The following is a 12,444-nucleotide window of genomic DNA, read 5'->3' as shown; positions in this document are numbered from 1 at the left end:
ACGCACCATGGAACCAAGGAGCACCCGCCATGAGCACCAAGCGAGTCCTGGTCGCCTACGGCACCAAGCACGGCGCCACCGCAGGCATCGCCGAACAGATCGGAAAGACCCTCCGCGAAGACGGTCTCGACGCCGTCGTGCTGCCCGCCGACGATGTCCATGACGTCCGCGCCTACGACGCCGTCGTCCTCGGCGGCTCGCTCTACGCCGGCCACTGGAGCAGCAAGGCCAAGCACTGCGCCGAACGCAACGCCGACTCGCTGCGGCACCGCCCGGTGTGGATGTTCAGCAGCGGCCCGCTCGACCGCTCGGCCGAGGAACACGACATTCCCCCGGTCTCCGCGGTCGCCCGGGAGATGCAGCTGGTCGGAGCGCGCGAGCACATGACCTTCGGCGGCAGCATCACGGCCCACACCCCAGGCTTCCTCGCCAAGGCACTGACCCGCCAGGGCAAGGGCGGAGACTTCCGCAACCCCGAGCGGATCCAGAACTGGGCCCACCACATCAGCGCCGAGCTCGCCGCCTGAAGGGACGGCCCCGGCTCGGCACGCAGCAGCACGGAGGCGTGCCATGCACCACCGGACGACAGGGACGGGGGCCAACCCGCTCAGGCGTGATGCCGACCGCGCCCGGACCCGTCTGCGTGCCGCCTTCGCGCTGACCTGCCTGCTGGCAGTCATCGCTGGCTTCGCCATTGGGCGGGCCGCTTGGACGGACGGTCATCGCACCGCCGAGAACGTCGCGCGCCATCGACACACCGTGACGGCCACGACGATCGGCGAGACCAGCTACCGGGCCGGTGCCCGGCCGAGCAGTCCGCCGGTCACGGTGGCAATCGCCACCTGGCACTACCCGTCCCACCGCCCGCACACGGAAACCATCCCCGTTCCGGCAGGAACCCGGAACGGCGACACGGTCCGGGTGCGGGTCGATGAAACTGGCAGTGTGGCCGCCGCGCCGTCCGGCCAGGCCGACATCGCTCTGAACGCCGTGGGCATCGGCACCGGAGCCCTGGTCGGGATCCTGCTCGTCGGCGGCGCCCTTGTCGCCGTGCGCCTCCGCATCGTGGACGCGCGCAGCGCACGGGCGTGGGAATCCGAGTGGGAGGGCATCGAGCCCCGCTGGTCCGGCCGCCTGCGCCCCGGCCAGGGAGCCGGCGATGACTGAGACCGCCGCCGGCCCGGACCTCACCCCGGACACCGCGCCGGATCCACTCGAACCCCTTCCCCTGCTCCGCCGTGAGCTGCACACCGGCCCCCTGGGCCTGTCGAGCCGGGAGGCGGCACGCCGGCTGGCCGTCCACGGCCCGAACGAGGTCCGCCGCACCACCCGGACGAGCGTCCTGAGGGAACTCCTGCGGCAACTGGTCCACCCACTGGCTCTGCTGCTGTGGGCTGCGGCAGCCCTCGCCTTCATCGCCGCAATCGAGGTGCTCGGCTGGGCGATCGTCGCGGTCGTCCTCGTCAACGCCGGATTCGCCCTCGTGCAGGAGCGGCAGGCCGAGAGGGCCGTCGAGACCCTGGCCGCCTACCTTCCCGCCCGGGCCCAGGTGATCCGCGACGGACAGCCACAGCACGTCCCGGCCCGGGACCTGGTGCCGGGCGACCTCATCGCCCTCGACGAGGGCGACCGGGTACCCGCCGACGCCCGCCTGACCGAGGGGGGAATCGAGGCGGACCTCTCCATGCTCACGGGCGAGTCCACCCCCGTCGAGCGTGTTGCCGGCCCGGCTCTGGAAGGCCTCTCGCTGCTGCAGGAGCCCAACCTCGTCTTCAGCGGCACCACCGCCACCGAGGGGCAAGCGCAGGCGATCGTCTTCGCCACCGGAGACCACACCGAACTCGGCCGGATCGCCGCCCTCAGCCAGCGCACCCGCCGCGAACCGAGCCCATTGGAGACGCAGGTCAAGAAGGTCGCCTGGCTGATCGCCGCGGTCGCGGTCGCCATGGGGGCCGTCTTTCTCGTGCTGGGCGTCGCGGTGGGGCTGCCACTCACCGACGCGCTGATGTTCGCGATCGGTCTGCTCGTGGCCAACGTGCCGGAAGGGCTGCTGCCCACCATCACTCTGGCGCTCGCCGTCGGCGTACGGGTTCTCGCCCGCCAAGGCGCGGTGATCAAGCGGCTGAGCGCCGTGGAGACCCTCGGCTCCACCAATGTCATCTGTACCGACAAGACCGGCACGCTCACCCGCAACCAGATGCGCCTGCACTCCACCTGGACACCACCGCACGAGACGCCGAGCGGTTCGGAGACCGCCGAACTGGTCCGCGCCGCCGCCCAGTGCACGACCGTCACCCGCGAGAGCGACGGCGGGCTGCACGGTGACCCGACCGAGATCGCGCTGGTGGAGGGAGCCACACAGCACGCTGCGCCTGTCGACCCGGCCGACCGGGACACCCACCGCCGCGCCTGCTTCCGCTTCGACCCGCGCCTGCGCCGCATGTCGGTCGTGCTCCGCACTGACGACCACGACAGCCTCGGCGTGATCGTCAAGGGCGCCCCGGAGAGCGTCCTGGCACTACTGGCCGAAGGAGAGCCGACTGCGCAAGCTCAGACCGCCGCCGACACCCTGGCTGCGGACGGCATGCGCGTGCTGGCCGTCGCGGTGCGCGAACTGCCGCCCGGCACAACGGCACCGCTGCAGCGCCAGGACGTCGAAAGGGACCTGCACCTGCTCGGACTGGTCGGACTGTACGACCCGCCGCGCCCCGAGGTCGCCGACGCGGTCGGGCGCTGCCACGAGGCGGGTCTCACCGTCCACATCGTCACCGGCGACAACGGTGCCACCGCCGCCGCCGTGGCCCGCGCCGTCGGTATCGGTAGGACGAACCTGCACGTGGTCGCCCAGTCCGAGGCGATCGACGACCACGAACTCGACCACCTTCTCCGTCTGGACGGCACGGAGATCGTCTTCGCCCGCTCCTCGCCCGAGACCAAACTGAAAGTGGCCGATGCCCTCCGGGCGCACGGTCAGATCGTGGCCATGACCGGCGACGGCGTGAACGACGCTCCGGCCCTGCACCGTGCCCACATCGGCGTCGCCATGGGACTCTCCGGCACCGATGTCGCCCGCGAGGCGTCGACGATGGTCCTGACCGACGACAACTTCGCCACCATCGTCACGGCCATCGAGTCCGGCCGCCGCGTCTACGACAACGTCCGCAAGTTCATCGTCTACATCTTCGCCCACCTCACCCCTGAGGTCGTGCCCTTCCTCGTGTTCGCCCTCTCCGCCGGGGCCGTACCGCTGCCGCTGACCGTCCTGCAGATCCTCGCCATCGACCTCGGAACCGAGACCCTTCCGGCCCTCGCCCTCGGCCGTGAGCGCGCCGAGCCGGGAATCATGTCCCGCCCGCCCCGCCCCAGTTCCCAGAGCGTGATCAACAAAGACATGCTCGTACGCAGTTGGGGCTGGCTCGGCACCATTTCCGCAGCCCTCGTCATGACCGCCTTCTTCTACGTCCTGTGGCGCGCGGGCTGGCACCCCGGCGACCCCACCGGACCCGGAACCCCGCTCCACCACGCCTACCTCACCGCGACCACCGCCACGTTCGCCGGCATCGTCACCTGCCAGGTCGGCACAGCCATCGCCGCCCGCACCGACCATGCCGCCCTGCGCGACATCGGCTTCTTCAGCAACCCGCTGCTGCTGGCCGGCATCGCCTTCGAACTCGTCTTCACCGCAGCGCTCGTCTACGCGCCGCCGCTCCAGAATCTCTTCGGTACCGCCGCCCTCCCGCTGGACGTCATCCTCCTCATCTCGGTCTTCCCACCGCTCGTCTGGGGAACCGACGAGGTCCGGCGCTGGGCCCGACGCCGCCACCACCCCTGAACCGACAGGAGGCAAACCATGTCGCACACGAGCGAATGGAAGACCCGCGTCTACCTCTTCGAGGAAGACCACACGACCAAGGTCCGCGTCGAACTCGACACCGGCACCACCCGTCTCACTGGCCACGGCACCGCGCGCTGCAACCCCACGGACAGGGACGTGCCCGAGATCGGCGACGAACTCGCAGCCGCCCGGGCACTGGAGAACCTGGCGGAACAGCTCAAGCGCATCGCTTATGGCGACATGGCCGCAGCGGGGGTCGCACCGCAGCGCGCTCCCCTCACGGCCTACGACCTTGGGTGAACGGGCGGGCCTCCAGCAGCAGGCTCAGACTGGACCCATGGGTGACGGGCCGGCGATCGAGCTGACCGGGCTGACCAAGAGGTACGGGCCGGTGGTGGGAGTCGACGGCCTGAGCATCACGGTGAGACCAGGTGAGGTGTTCGGCTTCCTGGGGCCGAACGGCGCGGGGAAGACGACCACTAAGCCTTGATTGGTGCGGCCGACCTGGCGGCCTGCTCGATCTTCGCGCAGTAGGCGGCACGGGCTTCCTCGTCGATCTGCTGCTCGTGTTCGGGGCGCAACCCGGTCCGGCCGTCGAGGCCCTCGCGCAGGATATCGGCGTGCCCGGCATGCCGGATGGACTCGCCGAGGACATGGACCATGACGGCGAACAGGTTCGTGTTGGTATAAGGCTCCGGCCACCACGGCACGTGGCCGGGGGCGTCGAGGGCAAGCTCGTTGATCGTCGCGTCCGAGTGTTCCCACGTGCGCCGGTAGAACCCGATGATCTGATCACGGGTCTCGTCCTCGGCCGCCCACTGATCGCTGCCGTCGGAGTCCTGCCACCGGGGCAGCGGTTCCGGGGAAGGGCGGTCGAAGACCTCGCCGAAGTACCTGGCCTCGACGGTGGCCACGTGTTTGACCAGGCCGAGGAGGTTGGTCCCGGTCGCCGTCAAAGGCCGGCGGGCGTCATATTCGGACAAGCCGTCGAGTTTCCAGAGCAGCGCCTCGCGGTCCCGCCGCAGTCTCCCGTGCAGGTTGTCTTTCGCGAATTCATCGATCATGCGGCATGAGCCTTCCATGGGTTGTTCGTGATCTCAAGATCCCGTACATGGTCCGCAACGGCTGGCAGAGCCGAGGCTTAGGACTCCTTGCACCATGAGATACCGGGAATGAGGTGGGCGGGTGCCAGGTGAGAATCCAGCCGGCGGTGAGCACCGCTGCGCCGCCTGCCAGGGCGATTGCGCCGCCTGTTCCGATGCCTGCGGCCACCGAGCCGAAGCAGACCGGCCCGACGCCCTGCAGCGTCATGCCGCCGGAGCCGAGCAGACCGAAGGCCTGGCCCTGGCCGTCCTGCGGCAGTGCGTCCAGGAACGGCCGTTGCAGGCCGAGACCGTAGGCGAATCCGAAGCCGCAGAGCAGCAGCAGACAGGACGAGACGCCCACTCCGGGCTCGGCGGCGAAGCCGACCAGCGGCAGTCCCATCAGCGCGATCAACGGGACTACCAGTCGCTCCCGGGTGGGCGGCCGTAGCAGTCGCCCCACCAGCAGGTCACCGACAAGCATGCCGACCGGCAGACAGCCCATCAGCACCGCGTACCAGCCGGGCGCGAAGTGGCGTCCTCCCGCGTAGGCGACGATCAGGCCTTCCGCGCCCGCCACGAACGCGGGCGGTAGCCACTGGGCCAGCATCAGTCGTCGCACCGTGTGTCCGCGCAGCAGCAGGCCGGCGGCCCCGTGCAGGCTTGCCCGGACGGCCCCGCCCTCGCCCCGAGCGCTGGCGGGTGTGCCGCCGAAGCCTCCCGGCTCCAGCCGGGGTAGCCGGATGCGGATAGCGAGCGCGCAGCCGAGGTAGAGGGCGGCGCTCACCGCGAGCGCCCGGTGCGGGCCGAGTACCGCGACGACCGCACCTCCCAGCGCCAGACCGAACAACTGCGCGCCGGAAGCAGCGATGTTGTTCAGTGAACGGCCCAGTACATAGGCGTCGCCCTCCAGCCACTGCGCGACCAGCCGACTCGACGCGCCACTGAACACCGGTGTGGCGAGGGCGACCAGCGCCACGACACCGAGGCTTGCCGCGATCGGCATCCGCACCAGGGCGAGCAGCAGGGCGGCGGCGCACTCCAAGGCGTAGCCGCCGGCGATGAGCGCGCGGGGCGGCAGTCGGTCGGCCAGTGAGCCCAGCAGCAGCGAGCCGAACAACTGCGGGAGAAAGCCGATGCCGAAGGCCAGTGCGCTCAACAGCGCGGAGCCGGTGGCCGCGAAGACCAGAACCGAGAACGTGGTGATCCGCAGTGAGTCCGCGGTGATCGCGACGGTGCGGGTCGAGAAGAGCAGCCGGAATCGCGGCTCGGCCAGCACCTCCCGGTAAGTGGCACGGCGGTTGCCCTGCGCGGATTCAGCGGTTGGGATCATGACGCCCAGCCTCGCCGTGCGCCCACGCCACTCACCAATGATTCGTCGCTGGACGAATCGGAACAGACGTCCCGCGGTAGCCTTGCAGGGTGCTGCGCTTCGAAGTCTCCGTCGAGGACCTGCTGCGCAGCCGCTTCGCGCTGTCGCCCGCACTGGACCTCTGTTTGCTGCTGCGCTCGCTCGCCGGCCAAGGCCAGCCGCTGCCGCGAGCCTGGGCCGCCCGGCTCATGCCGGCCTTTGAACGGCTTCGCCGCGAGACCGAACTGGACGCCGCCCTCGCGCTGCAGGCACCGCAAGGCGGACCGAACTTCGTCGCCCCACCCCCGCGCGGCCTCAACCAGACCTGGGCTGACGACCTGGCCGTGATCCGGGCCACACCGCTGGAAGCGGCCCGCCACGAATTCGCCGCCGCCGCGACCGGCCCGTCCGCCCGTGATCCCCGTGTACGCGCAGTGCTGGACTCGGCGGACGCCGTCTCCAGGATCGCTGAGGCGATGGACCAGGCGTGGCACGAGCTGCTCGCCGCGGACTGGCCGCAACTGCGCGCGATCTGCGAGCGCGATGTCGTGCACCGGGTGGGTGTGATCGGCGAACACGGATGGGCCGCGACCATCGAGAGCCTGCACCCGGGCGTCGCCTGGCGCGCCGGCGGTATCGAGATCGGCTTCTTCCGAGGCGGAACAGTCCGCCTCGCCGGCGACGGGCTCCTGCTGATCCCTTCGGCCATCGTCGGGCATATCGCCGCCCACATGGAAGACCCCTGGCCCAGGACCTTGGTCTACCGTGCCCGCGGCACCGCCGCCCTGTGGGGCGAACAGGAGACCGTCCCCCAACCGGACGCGCTGACCGCTCTGGTCGGCCGGGCCCGAGCCCGGCTGCTGTTGGCGCTGGACGCCCCGGCCAGTACCAGCCACCTCGCCCGAAGCCTCGCCATGGCACCCGGCGCGGTAGGAGACCACCTCGCCATCCTGCGAAGCGCGGGACTGCTCGTCCGCGCCCGGTCCGGACGGTCGGTGCTCTACCGGCGCACCCCGCTCGGCGAGGCACTGGTCGCCGGTTCGGGCTGAGGGCTCAGATCAGCACTGTTTTCTGAGGCGCCGCCAGCAGATGATCGCGCAGCCGAGGGTGAGGAAGGCCTGGTGGATGCCGACGCGGATTTCCCAGCGGATACGCGGCCGACGCAACCAGCGCAGAAGCGCGAAGGTCGCTTCGACGACCCAGCGGTTCTTGCCCAGGCCGCTTCCATGCCCGGTGCCGCGCCGGGCGATGAGCGGGCGGATGCCCAGCTCACGGACCTGGCGGCGGTAGACGTTGTGGTCGTAACCGCGGTCGGCGTAGAGGACGGCGGGGCGCTGACGGAGTCGTCCGCGCTTGCCGCGGATGGGCGGTACGGCGTGGATCAGGGGCAGGCGTTGGGTGACGTCGTTGCGGTTGTCACCCGTCACGGTGGCGGCAGGGCGACGGCGGGCCCAGGTGGTCGGCGTGACCATCGCAATCGGGGCAGTGGGGTTCGCGGTCAACTTCATCGCACTGGCCTGGTCGCCCGCAGCATCGCTGAGGTTCCTGAGCCCGTTCCATTACTACGCCCCGGGCGACGCCCTGGCCGAAGGCGACGTGCTCTGGCCCCAGCTCGGGATCCTTGTCGGAACGGGAGTGCTGGGCATGCTCCTGGCTCATGTGCTGCTCCAACGCCGAGACCTCGCGCCCTGAACGGAATTCGTCATTCGAGCGACTACGCGTCTTCCACCGGTTTCTACTCCCGGACTTCCAGGACCTCGGTCAACGGGCGACGGGGCGTGTCGGGGCCTGCAGGGCCGTAGCCGAGGCGGAAGACCATCTGCACGTGCCCCATGGCCGCGACCGGGTCTCGCACCGTCCACCGCAACTCCGGCCATTCCAGGGGATGGGACGTCATCGACGTGGCAAGTCCGTCAGCGGTGGCCTGCAGAAGGACGCGCTCCATCGCCTGGCCGGCGCGCAGCCAGTCGGCTTTCGTGTCCCCCTCGGTGCTCAGCAGAGCCAGCTGCGGCCGCTTCTCGAACACGGCCCACCCGCGATCCGGTATCGGGTTGGCCCAACCGAAGTCGCGTACGGGGGTGGGACCGCCGGAGCCCTTGGGTCCGAATGCGGCGGCGGGAATGCCGTCCCGACGTGTGTCTGTAGCACTCTGGGGGTGGGAGGTCCAGGCCGCGGTTTCCGCCTGCGCGAGCGGATCGATCTCCTCGCGGTGTTCGGCGTCCCGGACCAGCCCGAGCACGGTGTCGATGTGCCACGTATCAGGGACGGTCAGCCGGCAGCCTTCCAAGTGGGCCGCAGCCCACAGACCGTCCAGCAGTGCCGTCGGCACCGGCTCCTCGCTGAACGGGTACCGGCTGGTGTGCCGACGCCGGATCGCGTCGTGCAGGGAGGCCAGCTCGCGGTCCGCGCCCGTCGTTTCGTCGATGGTCACCGTGGCGAGCAGCCATGGTTCGGCGTCGTCGGGCAAGAGCTGCACGCGAACCGGCAGACCGATCCAGGCCGCGGACACGCGCAGGTTGAACAATGCCGCGGCGCAACCCAGGTGGAGGCCACGGTGATTCGGGTCGGTTCGGGCCATGGCGCGTTCCGGATCGCCGTACAGAGCGAGGGCACCACTACCGACATGGAATACGAACTTCCACGGCTGGGCGTTGTGCATGGACGGAGCGGTGACGGCGTCGCCGACGAACTGGATGACGGTGTCGGGGTCGAGGTGTGTTGCGGTCATGGGACTGGTCCTGTCTACGTGGCCTCAGTCGTGCGCCACGACGGCGACCGGTGGGGCCCGATAGTCGGCTGCTTTCAGGCTCTGCCTCGTGCGAGGTCCTTGGAAAGGACCGAGCGGCCCAACCTGGGACCGACCGGCCCTCCTCGCCCGGTCAGCTCTGTTCGGCCTCCGCGCAGGTGAGCCTGTTGTCGACGTCGACGACCCCGTCGACGCTCTGGCAGAGGCGCAGCACCACGGGCATCAGGCCGGGCTGCGGCACGGTGCCACTGAGGGTCACCAGGCCGTCGTCGACTTCGACGGTGATGGACGAAGGAGCGAGGTGGAGCGTCCGGGTGAGGACGTCCTCGAGGATCTCTTCCTGTATCGCGTGGTCGCGGCGGAGGAACAGCTGGATCAGATCGCTGCGGCTGAGTACGCCGACCACCCGGCCTTCCGCGTCGATGACCGGCAGCCGTTTGACCTGGTGCCGCTGCATGACGCGGGCCGCGCGGACCACGCTCCACTCGGGTCGGGCCGTGACGGCCGGGCTGGTCATCAGCTCCTCGGCTGTTGCCGCACCACCGGCGGGCCGCCGACGGAGAAGGTCGGCTTCGGAGACGACGCCGACCGGGTGCCCGGATTCGTCGATCACGGGCATGGCGGTGATGTCGAACTCCTTCAGGAGCCGGGCGATCTCCTTGAACGCGGTCGTACGCCGGACGGTGACGGCGGTGTGCGTCATCAGGTCCGAGACACTGCGGTGCCGCATGACGGTCGTTCCCTCATACGGATACGGGGACGGTGAAATCCGCCTTGACGTCGACGACGCCCGGTACTGTGCCGGCGGCGCGTACGACGACGTCTTCCATCGCGGGGTCCGCCAGAGACCCGTTGAGGTAGGCGATGCCGTTGGCGACGTGGACGTGCACCTCGGCGGAACCGCGCGGGATCAGCTGGTACGTGATCATCTCGCGGATCTCCGCGCCGATGTCCTCGTCCGGGCGCAGGAAGACCTTGAGCAGGTCGCCACGGCTGACGACGCCGACGAGGCGGCCGTCGCCGTCGACCACGGGAAGGCGCTTGAGGTGCCCGCGGGCCATCAAACGCGCCGCGGTGGGGATGGTGGCGTCCTTCGTGACGGTCACGGCCGGGCGGGTCATCAGCTGCTCGGCGGTGGTGTCGTGGGCCGTGTCGGCGCCTTGGGGCTTGAGCAGCAGGTCGGCTTCGGAGACGACGCCGACCACCTGTCCGTCCTGGGCCAGGACCGGGAGCGCGCTGACGTTCCACATCCGCAGCGCCTCCACGATGTCCTTGAACGCGGTTCCTCGGTCGATGGAGATCACGGCGTGTGTCATGACGTCATCGACGGTGCGCAGGTGCTTCATGGTCCTCCTCCTCGATGGGACGGCTGGTACTCGCGATGGTGGGAAGGCCGACCCGCCTGTGGGTAGGGCCGTCCGGGGCCTTGAGGCGGTCCGGCCGGCCCTGGTGGGCTCCGCCTGGGGGTGGTTCCATGAAAGTGCGGAAAGGGTCCTTGCGAGGATGCGGAGAAGCGGCCGAGTGCCGCGCACCGCACAATCGGGATCCGCGAGAAGCGGGCGGACTCTTTCCGCCCCTTTTTGCGCGCGGCATACGTCCGGTGCACCGGTCCCGCTCCTTCAGTCGTGGGCGATGACGGCCACGGGGGCTGCTGCGTGGTGCAGCACCGCGTGGGCGACCGATCCCAGGTGCGCTCCGAGGGGGGAGCGGCGCACATGGCGTCCCACGACCACGAGTCCCGCGCCCTGCGAGGCCCGGACGAGATGCTCGCCCGCCGATCCCATGAACACGCTGTGGCTGACGTTCACGTCGGGGAACTTGTGCTGCCAGGGCAGCAGCATGTCCTCCATCATCTGGGTGACGCTCCTGCCGATGTCCCGTTCGTTGTCCGGGTCGAAGAAGGGGACGTAGCTGTAGGCGGGCGGCATCTTCCAGCCGTGTACGGCCCGCAGTGGGCAGTCGCGCCGGGCTGCCTCTTCGAAGGCGAAGGTGAGTACCCGGTCGCACGCTTCGTGGATGTCGACGCCTACGACGACCTCGCCGCTGGAGCCGGTGCCCGGGCCGGTCGGCTCGTCGGCGACGCGGACGAGGACGACCGGGGTGTCGGTCGCGACCACGGTGGACATCGCCACTGAGCCGACGATGAAACCGACCAGGCCGCCCAGGCCACGCGATCCCAGGACCAGCAGCCCGGCGTCGGCGGCCTCGGCCGCGAGAGCGGCTGCCGGCCGTGCTGTCAGGCAGCGGGTCGTGACTTCCAAGCGCGGGTGGCGCCCGTGCAGCTCCTGCGCCGCTTCGGTCAGGGCCTGGTCCGCCCAGCGGTCAACGTCCTGGCGGCCCAGGCCGGGGAACACCGGGTCCAGGGGCCAGTCGACGGCGTGCACGAGGCGCAGCGGCACCTGCCGCAGGACGGCTTCCTGTGCGGCCCAGCGTGCTGCTGCCCGGCTCTCCGGGGAGCCGTCGACTCCGACGGTCACGTGGTTGTTCATGGCTGCGATTCCTTTCGTGCGGGCGCTCATCACCACGGCATTGCGTGCCGGGCACCGGCCGCATGAGTGGTTGACGTGTCGTCGGTGCGGGCGGTGACGCGTGAGGCCACGGCGACGACCCCGTCGAGCTGTTCGACGAGGCTGAGAAGTGCGGGGAGCTGACTCCGGCGCTCGACATGGCCGTCCAGGGTGACGATGCCGTCCACCACGTGGACGTCGATGTCACCGGCCGGCACACCGAGCACCTCCGTGAGCACCTCGTCGGTGACACGCCGGCGTATTTCGGAGTCCGGGCGCAGGAAGATGCGGAGCAGGTCCCGGCGGGTGACGATGCCGACGAGCCGGTCCTCCACGTCCACGACGGGGAGGCGTTCGATACTCCGGCGGGTCATCAGCCGGGCGGCGTCGGCCACTGTCTCTTCGGCGTGGACGGTGACCGCGGGCACGGACATGACGTCACCGGCGGTAGGCGGCCCAGCCGCTGTGATGCCCTGCTCGGAGGGATAGTGTCCCGGCAACGTGTGGGCGAGCAGGTCGGTCTGCGAGACGACGCCCACCACACGGTCCTCGTCGTCCAGGACGGGGACTCCTGAGAGGTCGTACTGGGCGAGGAGCTTCGCGACGTCCTTGAAGGCGGTGCCCGGGGCCACGGAGACGACCTCGTCGGTCATCAGGTCCGCCACCTTGAGGTGCTTCATGAGGCCCTCCTGCTCCGCCCTGTCGCGCGAGGCTGATGTCCGGTGTGGGGTGTGCCCCCACCATCCGTCGACGACTGCCGGTAATCGAGGGCCGAACGGTCCCGTTCGAGGGCCCGCAAGGGCCCGGGGCTGCCGAGCCCGGGACGATGGGGACCTTTGGTCCCGTCGGCGGTCCCGGGCGGCCCTCTTCCTGATGCGTCGACGGTGCCAGCGTGAGTGGTGTCCCTCATCGGCTTCTCGGTT

At 70.1% G+C, this 12,444-nt stretch carries 13 protein-coding genes and 2 pseudogenes; 7 read left to right on the top strand and 8 right to left on the bottom strand.

The features are described 5' to 3' along the window. Positions 1-29 precede the first annotated feature (29 nt). From OOK31_RS04415 to OOK31_RS04395, 5 genes and pseudogenes are all read left to right on the top strand, one after another. The gene (locus tag OOK31_RS04415) at positions 30-527 is read left to right on the top strand and encodes a flavodoxin domain-containing protein (protein ID WP_267010993.1); all 498 of its coding nucleotides are present in this window, start codon (positions 30-32) and stop codon (positions 525-527) included. A 43-nt stretch (positions 528-570) separates the two neighbouring features. Continuing rightward, positions 571-1,167, top strand: coding sequence for a hypothetical protein (locus tag OOK31_RS04410; protein ID WP_267010992.1), 597 nt, complete (start codon positions 571-573; stop codon positions 1,165-1,167). After that, positions 1,160-3,832, top strand: coding sequence for a cation-transporting P-type ATPase (locus OOK31_RS04405; protein WP_267010991.1), 2,673 nt, complete (start codon positions 1,160-1,162; stop codon positions 3,830-3,832). Before OOK31_RS04410 ends, OOK31_RS04405 begins: the two co-directional genes overlap by 8 nt. Positions 3,833-3,850: 18 nt before the next feature. Next, positions 3,851-4,135 carry a DUF1876 domain-containing protein gene (locus OOK31_RS04400; protein WP_267010990.1) on the top strand — a complete coding sequence of 95 codons (285 nt, stop codon included), beginning with the start codon at positions 3,851-3,853 and terminating at the stop codon, positions 4,133-4,135. 37 nt (positions 4,136-4,172) lie between these two features. Beyond that, positions 4,173-4,316, top strand: a pseudogene (locus OOK31_RS04395) (ATP-binding cassette domain-containing protein); the annotation flags it as partial. Here OOK31_RS04395 and OOK31_RS04390 read toward each other — a convergent pair. Together OOK31_RS04390 and OOK31_RS04385 are read right to left on the bottom strand one after the other, a co-directional pair. Further along, on the bottom strand, positions 4,315-4,899 hold the full coding sequence (locus OOK31_RS04390) for a DinB family protein (protein ID WP_267010989.1): 585 nt from the start codon (positions 4,897-4,899) through the stop codon (positions 4,315-4,317). The pseudogene OOK31_RS04395 and the gene OOK31_RS04390 overlap by 2 nt on opposite strands. Next, entirely contained in the window at positions 4,889-6,250 is a 1,362-nt protein-coding gene (locus OOK31_RS04385; protein ID WP_267010988.1) for an MFS transporter, read from the bottom strand. The genes OOK31_RS04390 and OOK31_RS04385 overlap by 11 nt, the downstream gene beginning before the upstream one ends. Before the next feature lie 89 nt (positions 6,251-6,339). On the opposite strand from OOK31_RS04385, the gene OOK31_RS04380 reads away from it, so the two are divergent. Continuing rightward, positions 6,340-7,317 carry a winged helix-turn-helix domain-containing protein gene (locus OOK31_RS04380; protein WP_267010987.1) on the top strand — a complete coding sequence of 326 codons (978 nt, stop codon included), beginning with the start codon at positions 6,340-6,342 and terminating at the stop codon, positions 7,315-7,317. A gap of 9 nt (positions 7,318-7,326) precedes the next feature. Here OOK31_RS04380 and OOK31_RS04375 read toward each other — a convergent pair. Continuing rightward, positions 7,327-7,704 (bottom strand): annotated as a pseudogene (locus tag OOK31_RS04375) (transposase); the annotation flags it as partial. A gap of 28 nt (positions 7,705-7,732) precedes the next feature. On the opposite strand from OOK31_RS04375, the gene OOK31_RS04370 reads away from it, so the two are divergent. Next, complete coding sequence (locus OOK31_RS04370) at positions 7,733-7,960, top strand: hypothetical protein (RefSeq protein WP_267010986.1); 228 nt, start codon at positions 7,733-7,735, stop codon at positions 7,958-7,960. Between the two features lie 43 nt (positions 7,961-8,003). On the opposite strand, the gene OOK31_RS04365 is transcribed toward OOK31_RS04370, so the two are convergent. From OOK31_RS04365 to OOK31_RS04345, 5 genes are all read right to left on the bottom strand, one after another. After that, entirely contained in the window at positions 8,004-8,996 is a 993-nt protein-coding gene (locus OOK31_RS04365) for a nitroreductase family protein (protein WP_267010985.1), read from the bottom strand. 151 nt (positions 8,997-9,147) lie between these two features. Next, positions 9,148-9,744, bottom strand: coding sequence for a CBS domain-containing protein (locus OOK31_RS04360; protein ID WP_267010984.1), 597 nt, complete (start codon positions 9,742-9,744; stop codon positions 9,148-9,150). 13 nt (positions 9,745-9,757) lie between these two features. After that, positions 9,758-10,360, bottom strand: a complete 603-nt coding sequence (locus OOK31_RS04355; protein ID WP_267010983.1) for a CBS domain-containing protein — start codon at positions 10,358-10,360, stop codon at positions 9,758-9,760. A gap of 273 nt (positions 10,361-10,633) precedes the next feature. Further along, positions 10,634-11,503 carry a universal stress protein gene (locus OOK31_RS04350; protein ID WP_267010982.1) on the bottom strand — a complete coding sequence of 290 codons (870 nt, stop codon included), beginning with the start codon at positions 11,501-11,503 and terminating at the stop codon, positions 10,634-10,636. A gap of 29 nt (positions 11,504-11,532) precedes the next feature. After that, positions 11,533-12,201: a CBS domain-containing protein gene (locus tag OOK31_RS04345; protein ID WP_267010981.1), complete on the bottom strand. Its 669-nt coding sequence runs from the start codon at positions 12,199-12,201 to the stop codon at positions 11,533-11,535. Positions 12,202-12,444 lie beyond the last annotated feature (243 nt).

The organism is Streptomyces sp. NBC_00249 (assembly GCF_026342355.1).
GTDB lineage: Bacteria > Actinomycetota > Actinomycetes > Streptomycetales > Streptomycetaceae > Streptomyces.
The sequence above is the reverse complement of the archived record's forward strand: the minus strand, read 5'-3'. Positions and strand labels throughout refer to the sequence as shown.

Bases quoted from the DNA above. Each gene is read 5' to 3' on its own strand.
- OOK31_RS04415 (WP_267010993.1), top strand. From the start codon at position 30: ATGAGCACCAAGCGAGTCCTGGTCGCCTACGGCACCAAGCACGGCGCC.
- OOK31_RS04410 (WP_267010992.1), top strand. From the start codon at position 571: ATGCACCACCGGACGACAGGGACGGGGGCCAACCCGCTCAGGCGTGAT.
- OOK31_RS04405 (WP_267010991.1), top strand. From the start codon at position 1,160: ATGACTGAGACCGCCGCCGGCCCGGACCTCACCCCGGACACCGCGCCG.
- OOK31_RS04400 (WP_267010990.1), top strand. From the start codon at position 3,851: ATGTCGCACACGAGCGAATGGAAGACCCGCGTCTACCTCTTCGAGGAA.
- OOK31_RS04390 (WP_267010989.1), bottom strand. From the start codon at position 4,899: ATGATCGATGAATTCGCGAAAGACAACCTGCACGGGAGACTGCGGCGG.
- OOK31_RS04385 (WP_267010988.1), bottom strand. From the start codon at position 6,250: ATGATCCCAACCGCTGAATCCGCGCAGGGCAACCGCCGTGCCACTTAC.
- OOK31_RS04365 (WP_267010985.1), bottom strand. From the start codon at position 8,996: ATGACCGCAACACACCTCGACCCCGACACCGTCATCCAGTTCGTCGGC.
- OOK31_RS04360 (WP_267010984.1), bottom strand. From the start codon at position 9,744: ATGCGGCACCGCAGTGTCTCGGACCTGATGACGCACACCGCCGTCACC.
- OOK31_RS04355 (WP_267010983.1), bottom strand. From the start codon at position 10,360: ATGAAGCACCTGCGCACCGTCGATGACGTCATGACACACGCCGTGATC.
- OOK31_RS04350 (WP_267010982.1), bottom strand. From the start codon at position 11,503: ATGAACAACCACGTGACCGTCGGAGTCGACGGCTCCCCGGAGAGCCGG.
- OOK31_RS04345 (WP_267010981.1), bottom strand. From the start codon at position 12,201: ATGAAGCACCTCAAGGTGGCGGACCTGATGACCGACGAGGTCGTCTCC.